13 protein-coding genes and 1 pseudogene are annotated in these 14,795 nt (G+C 65.9%); 3 read left to right on the top strand and 11 right to left on the bottom strand.

The features are described 5' to 3' along the window. Nucleotides 1–360 precede the first annotated feature (360 nt). The 8 genes from ACZ6YI_RS10275 to ACZ6YI_RS10310 form a co-directional block, all read right to left on the bottom strand. A complete protein-coding gene (locus tag ACZ6YI_RS10275) occupies nucleotides 361–1,758 on the bottom strand; it encodes a family 4 glycosyl hydrolase (protein WP_465778554.1) in 1,398 nt (465 codons plus the stop codon). Beyond that, nucleotides 1,736–2,680, bottom strand: coding sequence for a carbohydrate kinase family protein (locus tag ACZ6YI_RS10280; protein ID WP_465778555.1), 945 nt, complete (start codon nucleotides 2,678–2,680; stop codon nucleotides 1,736–1,738). Before ACZ6YI_RS10280 ends, ACZ6YI_RS10275 begins: the two co-directional genes overlap by 23 nt. Continuing rightward, nucleotides 2,662–4,029, bottom strand: a complete 1,368-nt coding sequence (locus tag ACZ6YI_RS10285) for an APC family permease (protein ID WP_465778556.1) — start codon at nucleotides 4,027–4,029, stop codon at nucleotides 2,662–2,664. The genes ACZ6YI_RS10280 and ACZ6YI_RS10285 overlap by 19 nt, the downstream gene beginning before the upstream one ends. 16 nt (nucleotides 4,030–4,045) lie before the next feature. Continuing rightward, a complete protein-coding gene (locus ACZ6YI_RS10290) occupies nucleotides 4,046–6,775 on the bottom strand; it encodes a TonB-dependent receptor (protein ID WP_465778783.1) in 2,730 nt (909 codons plus the stop codon). 286 nt (nucleotides 6,776–7,061) lie between these two features. After that, a complete protein-coding gene (locus ACZ6YI_RS10295) occupies nucleotides 7,062–7,232 on the bottom strand; it encodes a hypothetical protein (RefSeq protein WP_440328898.1) in 171 nt (56 codons plus the stop codon). Between the two features lie 181 nt (nucleotides 7,233–7,413). Then, nucleotides 7,414–8,040 (bottom strand): hypothetical protein, encoded by a 627-nt coding sequence (locus ACZ6YI_RS10300; protein ID WP_465778557.1) that lies wholly within the window; start codon nucleotides 8,038–8,040, stop codon nucleotides 7,414–7,416. 162 nt (nucleotides 8,041–8,202) lie between these two features. Beyond that, nucleotides 8,203–9,192: a dicarboxylate transporter/tellurite-resistance protein TehA gene (gene tehA / locus ACZ6YI_RS10305; protein ID WP_465778558.1), complete on the bottom strand. Its 990-nt coding sequence runs from the start codon at nucleotides 9,190–9,192 to the stop codon at nucleotides 8,203–8,205. 75 nt (nucleotides 9,193–9,267) lie between these two features. Continuing rightward, nucleotides 9,268–9,591 (bottom strand): YXWGXW repeat-containing protein, encoded by a 324-nt coding sequence (locus ACZ6YI_RS10310; protein WP_465778559.1) that lies wholly within the window; start codon nucleotides 9,589–9,591, stop codon nucleotides 9,268–9,270. A 140-nt stretch (nucleotides 9,592–9,731) separates the two neighbouring features. Between ACZ6YI_RS10310 and ACZ6YI_RS10315 the strand changes: the two genes are divergently transcribed. Beyond that, a complete protein-coding gene (locus tag ACZ6YI_RS10315) occupies nucleotides 9,732–10,340 on the top strand; it encodes a flavodoxin family protein (RefSeq protein ID WP_465778560.1) in 609 nt (202 codons plus the stop codon). Nucleotides 10,341–10,383: 43 nt separating this feature from the next. On the opposite strand, the gene ACZ6YI_RS10320 is transcribed toward ACZ6YI_RS10315, so the two are convergent. Together ACZ6YI_RS10320 and ACZ6YI_RS10325 are read right to left on the bottom strand one after the other, a co-directional pair. Beyond that, the gene (locus ACZ6YI_RS10320; RefSeq protein ID WP_440328907.1) at nucleotides 10,384–10,671 is read right to left on the bottom strand and encodes a hypothetical protein; all 288 of its coding nucleotides are present in this window, start codon (nucleotides 10,669–10,671) and stop codon (nucleotides 10,384–10,386) included. Between the two features lie 6 nt (nucleotides 10,672–10,677). Continuing rightward, on the bottom strand, nucleotides 10,678–10,830 hold the full coding sequence (locus tag ACZ6YI_RS10325; RefSeq protein WP_440328909.1) for a hypothetical protein: 153 nt from the start codon (nucleotides 10,828–10,830) through the stop codon (nucleotides 10,678–10,680). Between the two features lie 134 nt (nucleotides 10,831–10,964). Here ACZ6YI_RS10325 and xth point away from each other — a divergent pair. Next, nucleotides 10,965–12,008 (top strand): annotated as a pseudogene (gene xth, locus ACZ6YI_RS10330) (exodeoxyribonuclease III). Then, on the top strand, nucleotides 11,927–14,224 hold the full coding sequence (locus ACZ6YI_RS10335; RefSeq protein ID WP_465778561.1) for a sensor domain-containing protein: 2,298 nt from the start codon (nucleotides 11,927–11,929) through the stop codon (nucleotides 14,222–14,224). Before xth ends, ACZ6YI_RS10335 begins: the two are co-directional and overlap by 82 nt. Before the next feature lie 3 nt (nucleotides 14,225–14,227). On the opposite strand, the gene ACZ6YI_RS10340 is transcribed toward ACZ6YI_RS10335, so the two are convergent. Next, nucleotides 14,228–14,794: a TetR/AcrR family transcriptional regulator gene (locus ACZ6YI_RS10340; RefSeq protein ID WP_465778562.1), complete on the bottom strand. Its 567-nt coding sequence runs from the start codon at nucleotides 14,792–14,794 to the stop codon at nucleotides 14,228–14,230. Nucleotide 14,795: the final 1 nt, after the last annotated feature.

Raw genomic sequence — 14,795 nt, forward strand, 5'->3', positions numbered from 1 at the left:
TCGACACGTGACGCCATAACCGCACTGTTCTGCTCATGATGGCCACCTCCGTCCTGTTCAGACTACGGTGTTGCAACCACCCGTTGAGATCGCCCGACGTCTCGTAGAAAAGCCCCGCCCGGCTGCCGGTTCGCGCCCGTAGGGCAATAGGTACATTTGCCCCGGAGGGGCACACCTTTTCGAACGACGAGGACATGTCTGAGCAGCGAGGGTGGGCACCAAGGGCTCTTTCCGGAGACGTCAGAGCGCTAGAAGCGATGGTGCAAGCCGAGCAACCGCGAAGCCGAAGGCGAGCCCGATCGAGAGGACAAACCAAAAGCATCGCGCGCAAGCGCGCTCCCACAGGAGAGCGTGAGTCGCCTAGCGGTGGCACAGGCAGTCGCCGTCTTCGCTTGGGTGGCCCATCAACGCATCGATCAGGTCCGCCGTCGGGCTCCACTCGCCGATCGCCGGGTGGATCAGCATCGCCTTGCGCGCGCCCAGCCGCGAGTTATCCAGCACCGACGCAATCGCAGCCCGCTCATACGCCTTCACCGAACGCACCAGGCCCGCCACCTCATCCGGCAACGGAGCCAGCTTGCGCGGCTCGATCCGGTCCAGCGAGATATCGCACAGCGTCTCCACCACATCCTCATCCGGCAGGTCCGGCACCGCACCGCGGTTACGGGTATTCACGACGATCGGAGCCGGCTTCGCCCCGGTCAGCGCGCTCATCACATCGATAGCGATGCGGTGGTAACCCGTCGCCACGCGGAACGGATCGACATCCAGGCTCACGCCATGGTCGAACGCCGAGCCGCCCTCGGCTTCCAGCTTCATGTACGAACCCGAGCGCTGGTTGAGGTAAGCCGCGTAGATATCGACCGCTTCGTCACCCTGCCCGGCCGCCAGCCGCGCACGCAGCGCGGCGAACAACTCGTCGTTGAGCTTGCCGATCTCCGCGCCGCGGCTGCCGCCCTGGCGGCGCTGGTTGCCGAGCGCGCGGCGCCGCTCGTAGTAGAAGAACAGGTACTCGGTGGGGATGAGCCGCAAGGTACGGATCATCGCCGTATCGAACAGCGGCGCCAGGTAGAGGCTGCGCAGCAGCTCGTCGTTATCGATCAGGCTATCGATCCGCTCCTCGCCGCGGACGCGGACACCGCGCACCCAGCCCAGGTGGTTCAGCCCGACGTAGTCGCACTCGACATCCTCGAACGGTTCGCCGAGCGCGCGCGCGATATTGTGGAAAAGCTCGGTGGGCGTATCGCAGATGCCGACGATGCGCGCCTTGCTGTGGTCGTTCACCGCCTGGGTGATCAGGCCCGCCGGGTTGGTGAAGTTCACCAGCCACGCGTCAGGCGCCAGGCGCTCGACCTGCCGCGCGTATTCGATCGCCGCGGAAACCGTGCGCAGGCCCATGGCGACGCCGGCCGGGCCGGTGGTCTCCTGGCCTGGGTAACCGTGCTCGATGGCCACGCGCTCGTCCGCCGCGCGGCCGGCGATGCCGCCGATGCGGATGCTGTTCAACACGAAATCCGCACCGTCGATCGTGTCCTCGATCGACGTGGCGCCGCGCAGGCGAAGCGCGCCGCCGGAGCGCCTGATGATCGCGTTGCCCAGGTCGACCATCACCTGCAGGCGCTCGCGGTCCGGATCGAAAAGGACCATCTCGGCGGCGCCGAGCGCCTCGGCGGCCTCGTTCACGCCAAACACGACCAGGGGCGAGCGCACGCCGCCCCCACCAACCAGCGCGATCTTACGATCGGTACGTCCGTTCACGAAGGGTCCTCAATTGGGGGGAATGGGGCAGCGCCGCGAGGGCGCCGGGGGCCGTGCTGCACAGCGCGCCGCAGATGCAGGCGCGCTCCAGCGCAGGGCCAAGGGGTTCGTCATCGAGCCACGCGTCGATCAGGCCGGCGTTGAAGGCATCCCCGGCACCCGTGGTGTCGATCGCCTCGACGACCGGGGGCGGCACCTGACTGGTGACCCCGCCAGCCATCGCCAGCGCGCCCAGGGCGCCACGCTTGAGCACGGTGCGCGCCAAGCCGTTCGCACTGGCCCAGGCGAGGTACGCCTCGGCGGAGGGGTCGCCGCATAGCAGCGCCGCCTCGGCCGCGTTGGGCAGGAACAGGTCCACCTCGCGGCACGTGGCCATGTTCGCCGGATCGGTGAGCCACGCGGGCGTGTGGCCGACATCGAGGGACGTCGTGCAACCCGCGGCGCGCAACGCGGGCAGGACGGATCCGGCCAGCTCCCGTGACAGGGGCATGGCAAAGTGGACGTGGCGCGCGGCGGCGAGGTCGGCGATGACGGCGGGTACCGTCAGCCATTCCGCCAGGCCGCGGTTCGCACCGGGATAAGTGAAGAACGTGCGGTCGTCGCGCATCGAGACACTGACCGTGATGCCCGTGCCATCGTGCTCGAGGCGGATACCGCCCATGCCGACGCCGAACTCGCCGAGGCGCTGCTCGAACCAGTCGAAGTCCGCGTCGCCGATGAGGCCGACCAGGCGTACGCGGCGGCCCAGGCGCGAAAGCCCGCAGGCGGTGTTGACGCTACCGCCGCCAAGCTCGCGCACGTACCCCTGCGCGATCACTTCCTCGCCAGGCTGGGGCCAATGGGGGAAGCCGGTGAAGATGTGGTCGGCGAAGATTTCTCCGACGACCGCCACATCCCAGGACTTCAGGTGGGGAACGGCCACGTACGGGTTCTCCGGGCTTGCCAAAGGAAAAGGATGCAGCCGGCCGTGATCGCGACCACGGCGGTAAGCATGGTGGAGACGCCACTGGTGGCGACGAGATAGAGCCAGCCGGCGACGCTGATGGCGATCGGCAGCGGATACAGCGGCATGCGGAACACATCCGCGGCGTGCCCGCGCCGACGCAGGGCCACGACGGCGAAGCACTGCGCGATGTACTGGAACAGGATTTGCACCACCATCAGCATGCTGATCAGCTTCTCGAGCGAGAGGAAGCAGGCAAGCGCCGACGTGATGCCGACGAACAGCAGCGACACCGTGGGGAAGCCATCACGCGGATGCAGCCGCGCGAACGGCTTGAAGAACTGCCGGTCCGCGGCGGCGGCATACGGGACGCGCGAGTAACCCAGCAGCACCACCAGCGCCGAACCCCAGCTGGCGACCAGGATGAGCACCACCGCGACCGTGCCGCCCCACGCGCCATGCACCGCCTGCATCATGTCCGCCACGACCGCCGTGGATTTCGACGCGGTTTCCCAGGGCAGCACGCCGAGGATGCTCACGTTGAGGCCGAGGTAGAGGACGGCCACCACGGGAATCGAAATCAGCACCGCACGCGGGATCGTTCGGCGCGGCTGCTTCACCTCGCCACCGAGCATGCATACGTTGTTGTAGCCGCCGTAGTCATATACGGCGATCAGCGACACAGCGCCAAGCCCCAGCCAGAATCCCTTGCCCGTCGGCGACGGTGCATCGAGGAAGTGCCGCGCCGTGGCCATGTCAAAGTGGCTGATGCCCGTGAACACGATCCACGCCGCCGCCGCGACGACAGCCACGGTCACCACCAGCGACAGCTTCTGGATGTCGCCAACCTTGCGATACAGGATCGCGGTATTGACCAGGCAAAGCGTCGCGGCGATGAGGATCCTGCCGCTATCGCCGAGCGATGGCATGAGGTAGCCGGCGTACTGGGCAAACCCAACCGCCGCCGAGCCGATCGAGAGCGGCGCCGTGAGCAGCGTCTGCCACAGGTAGAGGAAGCCGAACAGCCGCCCTGCCCGCTCCCGGCCGTACGCTTCGCGCAGGTAATGGTATGGGCCACCCGATTCCGGGATGGTCGAGCCCAGTTCCGCCCACACCAGGCCATCGCAAAGGCAGAGCAGCGCGCCCGCGATCCAGCCGAGCAACACGGCCGGCCCCGCGAGCGCGGAGAGCGCGAGCGGGATCGTCACGAACGGCCCGATCCCGATCATGTTCAGCACATTGGCCGACAGGCCGCCCCAGAAGCCGATGGCCCGCGGGGGTACCGGCTTCGTCATCACCGTGGTTTGGCCTTCACGCCAGCCCGTCATCGATCCTCTCCGCCGCCTAGAACGAGTACTTCACGGTAACCAGCGCGGTACGCCCGGCATCGACGCTATCCGAGTTCACCAGGCTGTAGCGGCCGATATGCGACCAGTACTGGTACTGCTTCGTCAGGTTGCTGATCTGCAGGTCGAACTGCAGGCCGTTGGCCATCTGGTAGCCCGCATGCAGGTCCACGCGACGGATCGGCCGCAGCCAGAGGTCATCCCAGGTCGCCCCCTGGTTGAGGAAATCGTACGTCGACAGGTAGGACCCCGTGTAGTGGTAGCTCAGGTTCAGCGAGAAGCCGTACTTCTCGTAGAACAGCTCCACGTTCGCCATGGTCCGGGGTGCCTGCTGCAGGCGCTCGTGTTCGAAGCCCTCGCGGCCCAGGTCCACGCGCGAGTTCTGCTTCGTGGCGTTGACGCTGAAGCCAAGGCCGTTCCAGGCACCCGGCAGGTCCTCGAACTTCTGCCGGGCGGTCGCTTCGATACCGTAAACGCGGCCATCGCCACCGTTGGTCGGCGTCTTCGTCAGCACCGTGCCGACGCCCGAGGTGTTCGGGTTGGCCTGGCCACCACCGCTGTCGTAGATGTAGTCGCTCAGCTTCTTGTAGTAGCTGGTGAGCGAGAAGAAGCCGCCGTGGTTGGTCGTCCACTCCGCACCCAGGTCCACGTTGGTGGCCTTGATCGGATCGAGATCCGGGTTACCGCGGGTGATGGTCGTGACGCCGTTCGATACGCTGATCTGCTCGCCGCCACCCAGTTGGACGAACGCCGGGCGGGTATAGCTCTGCCAGATGGAGCCGCGGAAGACGACGTTGCCGCCCGGGCGGTAGTTGATGAACAGGCTGCCCAGCGGCTCGTTGTAGATGGTGCGGTTGTTCGAGAAGTGACCCGGCAGTTCGTTGCCGTCGGCATCCTGCGGCGTGGTCCAGAACGTGTTGTGGATCGAGGTGTGCTCGAAACGCACGCCCGGGATGATCTCCCACGGGCCTTCCTGGATCGTCGCCATGGCATAGGCGGCCGATACCGCCTCCGTACCACGCATGGTGTCGCAGTTGAAGTTGTTGAAATCGAGCTGGCCGCAGGTATCCAGGTCGGACGGCTGTACGTGAGCGTCGATGAGGGCGGCGACCGCGGCGCGGCTCACCTCGGGCGTACGCCACGGGAACTTGCCCGGGAAGATCTGGTTGTAATAGCCCTTGAAGATCCCGAGGTCGTCCAGCGTCGTGGTGCCATCGTCGATACCGCCCGTGGACCAGTCGCGGTTGGTGAACTCGCGCGAGCTGTCGCTGTACTTCACGCCGAACTTCACGTTCTGCACCGGGCCGTCCTCGAAGTCATAGCGCAGGTCGAGCTTGGCGCCGCCGCGCTTCTGGCCGGAGCGGATCTTGGTGACCTCGCCGTAATCGTTGGCCCACATGTTCTGGATGTTGTTCACCGAGTTCAGCAGCGCCGGCGTGAGCTGCGGATACGGGAAATGGCTTCCGCCGTAGTTCAGCAGCGAACTCTGGTTATAGGCGAAGTTGTCCTGCGAGTACTTGTCCTCGCGTCCGTCGATCTCGACATGCTCGGGGCGATCGTTGCGGCCGATGCTCCAGAACACGTTCGGCGAGATGGTCCAGCCACCCGCGGTCTTGTCCGCGCCCAGCTGGATGGTGGCGAGGTCCGCACGCTCCGGGTTGGTCTCGAACCAGAAGCGGTTGGCGATGCGCCCGATGTTCGGCGAGTACACGCCCGGGGTCGCGGTGGGTTCGTAGGTGACATCCTGCGGCAGCAGCTGGTTGTACGTGGTGTTCTGCTCGGTCAGCGCGTACGCATACGAGGCCTTCGCATACGCATGCAGGGTCGGGTCGATATTCCAGTCGAACGACATGTTGCCGCCGTAGCGGCGCTCGAAGCCCGAGGCGATGCCGACGTTGGTGCCGATGCTGGTCAGGTTGTGCTGCGGGTCGTACCCGGGTGCGTTTTCGCCCTCGGCGGTCGCATGCAGGAACGCCCAGGAGCCGTCGTTCGAGGCGCTTTCGGCCGCACCGATCTCGCTATTGGCGATGTTGCGGTAATCGTAGTAACCGCTGATGTAGAAGCCGAACTGCTTCTCCTCGCCGAACTTCTTCTGCAGTTCACCCGCGAGACCACTGCCCAGGCCACTGCCGCCGTAATCGCGTGCGCGGCTTTCCACGCGGCCGCTGGCGGTCACGCTGCCACTAAAGTCCTTCTTGAAATCGAAGGCGCTGGGGGTGCGGAAATCGATGGTGCCACCGATGGCATCGCCATCCATGTCAGCGGTCGAGGTCTTGTTCAGCACGATGGTCTGCAGGCCCGAAGGCGGCAACAGGCTGAGCTGCACGCTACGGCTGTACGGCATGCCCTGGGCGACGTTGCTGCCGTTGACCAGGTTGACGTTGTACTCCGACGGCAAGCCGCGCACGGACGCAAACATGCCTTCGCCGCGTGCCGCGCCGTCGATACCGCCGAAATAGCCCGTGCCGGTCGTGGTGACGTTCACGCCGGACATCAGCCCGAGGGCCTCGGCGACGTTATGCACCGCGGTGTTCTGCAGGTCTTTGGCCGACAGCACGTCCACGGTGTTTACGGAATCCATGCGGATGCTGGTCGCCTCGTAGCGGTTCGCCACGACGCTCAGCGCCTTCATCTGCACGGCCTTGTCCTTCTCGGCCTTTTCTTTCTCGGTCTTCGCCGGCGGATCGCCCGCCTGCGCCGCCTGCTGCGCGAATACCGGCGATCCCATCACGCCGAAGGCCGTACACACGGCCAGCACAAGCGTCTTCCTCGTCAAAACATGGTTAGTACGCACAAGTCACCCCACCCCGAAAGTGTCGATAGCAGACAACACATGACCCTCCGCCACGTGCTGCGGAAAAAGCTGACCAGCGACCTTCGTGGTGCATTGGCTATGTGGGAGCACGCTTGCGCGCGATAGCTCGCGATACCCGTGTATCGCGTGCAAGCACGCTCCCACAAACAGCGCCCTTACAGGCGCCCGGCAAGAAGGATGGGCCGATCAGTAAACCGGATCAGGCGGTGTGGCGCGGCGGCGAATAGCCAGCAAGCGACTTGCCCCGCGAACGCAGGGCACTCAGCTTGGCGCGGGAGAGGATCGGCTGGCCATCGGCCTGCACGAACGGGAACGACGGCTCCGCCAGTGCGCAACCCGGATTCGCTGGATTGGGAGTGCGGTGACGCATGGTGTCCCGTTGCCGATCACGAGGTGCGCCGCTTGCATGCCCCATGCATGCAATGGCGGTAGCGACTACGCGTTATCGGTAACGCGCAGCACTGGACAAGATATAGCGCAGCGTAAAATCGGCGTCAACCAGCGGATTTAGATCGAGATTCCTGCTGCGGAGCAGCAATTGCCACCGCGTTTCAGAACGCCGCGTTCCACCCGAGGTTGATCCAGTGCGATGGGTGCGGACTCTTCTCGCTACCGACGACCAGGTCGAGGCTCGACTCACCGAAGGCCAGGCGCACACCGCCCTGGTCGGTGATCGTACGGTGCGTCCACAGGCGTTCGACCAGCAGCGTCCAGCGCGAGGTCACCGCAAAGTCGACTCCGATGCCATACAGTGCATGGGTGGACTCGCCACCTATGCGATCAGCACCTGCATTCAAGGCGACCATGAAGCGTCGTGCATCATCGATGCCGAACGTGGTCGCGACATACGTCTGCGCATCATCCTGTCGTCCACGGATCCATGTCGCCGCCGTGGCTATCGCGACGCCGATGCCCTTGTCGTCGCCGTTGCGCAGCTGCCACTTCACCGATGGATTGACGCCGGGGCCGAAGGCACCGTGCCCGGTGTTGAGCGTAACTCCGAATTCCACGGGCCCCGCGCCACACGCCGGCACGGTATAGACCCCGTTGCTGCCGTGCGACCATTCACGCAACCAGGATTCAAGCTGGCATTTGCCGGCACCGACGACCGAGGCGTCATCGACGTTATAGCTCCCGCCTTCGGCATGAAGCGTCGCGCCGGAAAAAAGGCACGCCATGGCGCTTGCCGCGCGCAGAAAAAAAACGCCGCGACGAACTCGCATTCGACGCGACGCATAAAGCCGGCATCTGGGGGATATGGGCGATGCCGGATCTTGCGTAGCGGCATATCGGAGCATGTCTTTAATCCATTCGGCATATTCGCGATATGCGCAGTTTCGTCATTTGGTCGAAGGCGCCGTTGTCGGTGCCGTCACTGTCACGGTGGCAGGCGGTAGCAGTTTATCCTGCGCCGCACGTATGACAGTGCCGATAATGATGATCGCCAGTGATACGTTCGTGATAACGAACAGCACCGGCGCGAGTTGCGCGATCGCCCCCGTCACGCCACGTGACACCATGCTGATCGCCGTGCCGGAGAGCGCGGTCAGTCCGAAGGTAAAGGCCCAGTAGCTCGGTGCGAATGGCTGCTGCATGATCCAGGGCAGTAAGCGAATCATAAGGAACAGCTGCAGCAGCCCGTAGCCCCACGCGGCCTGCACCAGGAGTTCCGGCGTACCCTCCGTATTCGCCAGCCAGGCCGCTACCGCGACGACGGGCGGCGCGAGCTGGATGCCGAGTGTTAGACGCAGGGCGGTCGGCAAGGGCTGCGCGTGGAACAGCCGGTTCACGATGACCGACTCAAGCGACAGCCAGGCGAAGATGCCTGCACCCAGGAACAGCACGCCCCACGACGGGTACCCGAGCAAGCCTGCGGTGATCGAGGTGATGAAGTTACCCGCGACCGAAGGAAGATAGATCACCGGCGTCACGGTGGTGACCTCGCGCCCACCCTGCAACATGTCGCCGACGCGCCACACGCTGAAGAGCACATGGCCTGCCCCGCCGATGATTAGTGCGGCGAGCGCGAGCGTATGCGAATGCGGCGCGAGCACCACGCCCATCAGCGCCGTGCTCGAGGGCACCAGGCCGATGAAACAACATTGCACGGGGTGTTTCGCTTCTTCTAGCGCCGCGCCACGGTGGCCGAGCCATTTCAGCGCGTACGAGCCGATCAGCACGGCCCAGACCACGAAGGCCACCGCCATGATCGCTTCGCCGATCACGGGCGGGACACCCCAGAGGTGGCTCGCGTTACGCCAGTTGCTGCCCAGGCCGACTAGGCCCAGGACCATGCCGAAGAACGACGCAGGGATGGACCGGTGGATCACCATGGGAGTCCTCGTGGGTGGCGAACGCGCCCACTATCTTGGGCCCACCCCGGGTCGTCTTGGCAAATGTGGTACTCAGTCCTTCGCCCAGACGCCCGCGTGGAAGACCCACCGGCCGTTCCGCTGCTCCCAGAACGGGTGCACGTAGTGGTAGCCAGGCCGCTCCCGCTCCCAGTGGCCACGCACCGGCATGTAGTCGTGGCCATCCCACTGCCAATAACCGCGCGCCCATACCCAACCCACTCGTTCAGCCGGCTCCTCTTCGGTCGGGTGCTGCGGCGGCTCGTGGTCCACCTTCACAAGGGTTTCGTTGCGCGCGAGCCGCGGCTGGGGGGCGCAGGCCGAAACGGCCAGGGCGGTGGCGAGGGCCAGGAGGGGCATGGCGGACGTCAGGCGCATGGGGACCTTGGGGAAAGAAAAGGGGGAAGTAGACCGGGTAACGCTTTCCGGCTCATTTCGTTACACGGATTCATGCCACGCGGACACCCTGTCCACGCCAGCCCACCCAAGGTGGGGGCATCCCCCACGGAGTCCAACCCATGCCGCTGAAAGCCCTTGGCCTGAACTGCACGCTCGCGCCTTCCCCCAAGCCCTCGTCCTCACAGAAACTGCTCGACCAGATCCTGTCCGCGCTGGCCAAGCGTGGCGTGGAGACCGACAGCCAGCGCGTGGTCGATCTCGATATCAAGCCGGGCGTCAGCCACGACGAAGGCCATGGTGATGAGTGGCCGGGCTTGCGCAAGCGCATGATGGCGGCCGACATCCTGCTCATCGTCACGCCGATCTGGATGGGCCAGCCGAGCAGCGTCGTGAAGCGTGCGCTGGAACGGATGGATGCGATCCTCGGCGATATCGGGGACGACGGGCGTTATCCCACGTTCGGCAAGGTGGCGATCGTCGGCGTCGTAGGCAATGAGGACGGCGCGCACCACGTGAGCGCCGAGCTTTATCAGGCGCTCGCGGATGTGGGCTTCACCATTCCCGGCTGCAGCCCTGCGTACTGGGTGGGCGAGGCGATGGGTGACACCAACTACATTGACCTCAAGGAAACGCCGAAGAAGGTGGCGGAATCGATCGAGACGCTGGCGTCCAATGCGGCGCATCTTGCCCGCGTGTTGAAGCAGGATAACTATCCTGCTCCGCTGTAACGCACATCATCGGTTCATTCGCTAGGGCGAATGAACCGATTGCTCATTTGCCGCCTTCTTTCGCGCTCAAAGGTACGACGGCGCGCTCACGTGCCTCCGCGGCATCGGCGCGGCGTACGGGTGCGGCGCGCGGTTGCGAGGGTGACGTGCGTCCCAGCGTGATGTTCTTCGACGCGCGCACCTCGCGGTTCGAGAAGGTCCAGATCTCACCGGTCTCCGTGATGAACACCGTCCAGTACAGGTCGGATTCCGGGCCGTAGTCGATCAGGAAATGGGCGAAGCCTTCGCCTTTGGGGGTGTTCAGCGGGAGCGGCGGGTTGAGCTGCAGCATGGGCGGTCATCCACCTTTCTGGGTGTGGTTGTCTTCACCGGTTCCGTCGACCGGGTCGCCGGAGGCATCCGTCTCGCGCGGGCGGGTGGGGTTGCGCGGGTTTTCCGGTACGTCGTTCTGGCCCGGATGCTTTTCAGGGGCGTTCTTTTCGTTGGCCATATCGTTCTCCGTCTTCGTCATGCGCAGGGTTTGCGCGCGGCCCTGAAGACGGTGTGATGGCGACGTGCAATGCTGTTCGCACCGGCCCCGTTTCCATCACCGGCCTTGCACGCCGCCGACGGGAGAGTAAGCGCATGAAGATCGCGACCTTCAACGTCAACGGGATCACCTCCCGCCTGCCGCATGTCCTCGAATGGCTGGCGCGCGAGAAGCCGGACGTGGCCTGTCTGCAGGAGCTGAAGTCGCCGGACCGCGGCTTTCCGTTGCAAGCCTTCCATGACGCCGGCTACGGCGCGGTGTGGTCGGGGCAGGCTTCGTGGAACGGCGTGGCGATCCTCTCCCGTGGCGAGGATCCGATCGAGAGCCGGCGCAGCCTGCCTGGCGATGACAAGGACGTGCACAGCCGCTACATCGAGGCGCTCGCACATGGCGTGCTCGTCGGCTGCCTGTACCTGCCGAACGGCAACCCGCGGCCCGGCCCCAAGTTCGACTACAAGCTGGCCTGGTTCGAGCGCCTGATCGCGTATGCGAAGCCGCTGTTCGAAACCGGCTACCCGATCGTGCTGGCGGGCGACTACAACGTCGTGCCGACGGACGCGGATATCTACGACCCGAAGAACTGGCGCCGCGACGCACTGCTGCAGCCGGAATCGCGCGACGCCTACGCGCGCCTGCTCGCCCAGGGCTGGACGGATGCCCTGCGCGCCATGCACCCGGACGCGCACATCTACACGTTCTGGGATTACTTCCGCCAGCACTGGCCGCGCGACCGCGGCCTGCGCATCGACCACCTGCTGCTCTCGGCCGAGCTGGCGAAGCGGATGAAGAATGCGGGCGTCGATCGCTGGGTCCGCGACCTGCCCAAGGCCAGCGACCATGCGCCTACCTGGGTCGAGCTGCGCGACCCGCAGGGGAAAAAGGCGCGGAGGTAACCGTGGCGAGCGGGCGTATCGCCGTGTCCGGCTGGCGGTACCTGCCGTGGCACGACGCCTTCGAAGCGCGGCTCCGAGGGGTCCCGTCACAGAACGGCCAAAAAAGCGAAGCACGGGCCGGTCCGGTTTGCTAGATTCGCGATAACACGACCACCACGACGTCCATGCCCCAAGAGCGCCACGCCCGGCTCACCCGCCTCGTCGATCGCAGCAGCAAGGCCAGCGTGGCCCTGGTGGTCCTTTTGACCCTCGCGGGCGTGGGGACCGCGCTGGGCCTGCTGGCCACGCAACGCATCGTCGGCAAGCGCTATGAGGTGCTGATCGCCACCCAGGCCATCGCCCAGGATGTCCACGACATGCGCGTCGCGGTCGGCGCCTGGGTCATCCGCGACGACAGGAATGCCGCCGCCGCCTGGCACCAGGCCGTCGACTCGGCCAACGATCACATCGCCATGCTGCAGGCCAGCCTGGGCAGCGATGGCCGCGAAAGGAACCTGGTCGCGACCCTCGCGGGCAGCGTACGCGAGCGCATCGATACAGCGGCACCGCTGCTTGCCCGGCCGGCGGCCGCCGATCGCGCCCGGCGCATCGAGGAGCTCATGGGCGGCGACTACCAGTCCCGCAACGATGCCGTCTCCCGCGACGTGCTGGCGCTGGCCAATTACGAGCGCGACCGGTTGCAGCGCGGCCAGTTCCGCCAGGCCATGGTCCTTTCCATCGCCGGCGCCGCGCTGATCGCCCTCGTCGCCTGGTCGGTCGTGACCTTGCGCCGCTCCCGCCGCATGGCACGCAGCCTCCTGGATGGCTGGCGCGATTCGCTGGATGCCACGCAGCGCGGACGCGCCGAACTGCAGGCGTTCACGGACGCCGCCCCGCTCGCCGTGTTCCATGTCGATGCCATGGGCGTCCCCCTGTGGCAGAACGCACAGGCGCACGCGTTCGTCGGCACGCGGGCTGGCGTCGACGTCGCCACGTTCATGCGCGAGAACATCGAGGCAAGCGACCAGACGCGGGTGCTCGACGCCTGGCGCCAGCTCGTCACCACGGGCGAACGTTTCGAACAGGTGTTCCGCTTCCGCGGTACGGACGGGCTCAACATCTGGGCCCACGCGCACGCGACGCCGGTCGTCGTCGCCGGCACCACCAGCGGCTTCGTCGCGGTGCTGCAGGACATCACCGGCGCGCGCATGCTGCAGGAGGAACTCGACCAGTCGCGCAAGCGCCTGCGCCGTCTCACCGATTCCATCCCTGCCCTCATCGGCCGGCTCGATGACTCGGAGACCTATCGGTTCGCCAACGACACCTACCGGAACTGGTTCGGCGACGCGGCGCCGCGGATCGGCCAGACGCTGCGCGAGTTCGTCGGCGATGCGAACTACCAGCGGCTCGTGCCCATGCTGGCCCGCGTGCGCAACGGGCAGACCGTGCGCTTCGAAATGAACCAGATGAAGCTGCACGGGAAGTACTTCACCGGCGACGTCACCTACACGCCCGAGATCGACGACGCCGGCGTGTTCCGCGGCTTCTATGTGATGGTCACCGACGTGAGCGAGCGCAAGAAGCTCGAGGAAAGCCTGTTCGCAGCGAAGGAACTGGCCCAGGTCACGCTGGATTCGATCGGCGATGCGGTGCTCACCACGGATACGACGGGCACCATCACCTTCCTCAACCAGCGCGCCGAAGCGCTGCTACTACGGCCCGCGATGCGTGCCCGCGGCATGCCGATCGAATCCGTGGTGCACCTGCGCGATTCAAACGACCAGCCGAGCGAGAGCTCGCTCATGCGCGCGATCGCCGAGGAGCGCCCCGTCGACATGCTGCAGCCCCGCCAGCTACTCCTGGCGGACGGCACGCGCCTGGATATCGAGGATGTGGCGGCACCTATCCGCGACCGCGAGGGTCACGTGGTGGGCGGCGTGCTGGTGCTGCGCGATGTCTCGGTCGCCCGCGCGGTCGCCGACCGGATGCGCCAGCTCGCCGAGTCCGACACGCTCACGGGGCTGCCGAACCGGCTGGTGTTCGAGGAACGGCTGAAGGCTTCGCTGGCCCACCTGAAGGCGGATGACAGCCTCGCGGTGCTGTACATGGACCTGGACGGGTTCAAGGCCGTCAATGACATCCATGGCCACGCGGCGGGCGATGAACTGCTCCGCCAGTTCGCCGAGCGCCTGCTCCGCCGCACGCGCAAGGCGGATACCGTGTGCCGCCTGGGCGGCGATGAGTTCGTGGCTTTGCTGGCCCCGCCGATCTCACTGCGCGAGGCGATGGTGCGCGCGGAGGATTTCGTCGACGCAGCGGCCCAGCCGTTCTTCTGGAATGGCGTGCCACTGCACGTCACGGTGAGCGTCGGTATCGCCACGGCGCCACAGCACGGCGTGGATGCCCTCGCCCTCGTCCGCCACGCCGACGATGCGCTGTACGAGGCTAAGGCCAGCGGCAAGAACAAGGTGGCTGTGCTGTAACGATCACAACATCGCTATCGCGGCTTCGCGGCCGGAGGCCAGGATCTCTTCCGATAGCGCATCGTCTTTCGTTGCCCGCGACATCTGCAACGCACCGTTGATCAGCGCATACAGACCTATGGCTTTCGCGCGCGCCCGCGCCGCCGGCAGCTCCGGCCACTGTTCGGCGAGGCGGTTGACCAGGGTCTCCATGCCTTGCGCGAACGCATCACGGACCGGCTCGGAACGACGCGACACGTCGCCGACGAGGCTCGCGATCGGGCAGCCATGCTGCGGGTTGTCACGGTGCCGCGCCGACAGGTACGACTCGATGTAGGCCCGCGTATTCCCGCCCGCCGCCAGCCGCTCGTTGAGGAAGTCGAGCCGCTCGGCCAGGGCATACGCCACGACTTCCCGCGCCAGGTCTTCCTTCGAACTGAAGTGGTTGAAGAAGGCGCCGTTGGTCAGCCCGGCGCTCTGCATCACCGAGGCGATGCCCTCGCCTTCGAAGCCGCGCTCGCGGAAGTTCTGCGCCGCGACCTCGATGATCCGCTGGCGGGTCTTCTCCTTGTGGTCCTTCGCATATCGCATG

The organism is Luteibacter sp. NPDC104163, assembly GCF_055584245.1.

Coding starts and splice junctions, on each gene's coding strand:
- ACZ6YI_RS10285 (WP_465778556.1), bottom strand. CDS start 4,029: ATGACGGGCTGGCGTGAAGGCCAAACCACGGTGATGACGAAGCCGGTA.
- ACZ6YI_RS10290 (WP_465778783.1), bottom strand. CDS start 6,775: ATGGGATCGCCGGTATTCGCGCAGCAGGCGGCGCAGGCGGGCGATCCG.
- ACZ6YI_RS10295 (WP_440328898.1), bottom strand. CDS start 7,232: ATGCGTCACCGCACTCCCAATCCAGCGAATCCGGGTTGCGCACTGGCG.
- ACZ6YI_RS10300 (WP_465778557.1), bottom strand. CDS start 8,040: ATGGCGTGCCTTTTTTCCGGCGCGACGCTTCATGCCGAAGGCGGGAGC.
- ACZ6YI_RS10310 (WP_465778559.1), bottom strand. CDS start 9,591: ATGCGCCTGACGTCCGCCATGCCCCTCCTGGCCCTCGCCACCGCCCTG.
- ACZ6YI_RS10315 (WP_465778560.1), top strand. CDS start 9,732: ATGCCGCTGAAAGCCCTTGGCCTGAACTGCACGCTCGCGCCTTCCCCC.
- ACZ6YI_RS10320 (WP_440328907.1), bottom strand. CDS start 10,671: ATGCTGCAGCTCAACCCGCCGCTCCCGCTGAACACCCCCAAAGGCGAA.
- ACZ6YI_RS10325 (WP_440328909.1), bottom strand. CDS start 10,830: ATGGCCAACGAAAAGAACGCCCCTGAAAAGCATCCGGGCCAGAACGAC.
- ACZ6YI_RS10335 (WP_465778561.1), top strand. CDS start 11,927: ATGCCCCAAGAGCGCCACGCCCGGCTCACCCGCCTCGTCGATCGCAGC.
- ACZ6YI_RS10340 (WP_465778562.1), bottom strand. CDS start 14,794: ATGCGATATGCGAAGGACCACAAGGAGAAGACCCGCCAGCGGATCATC.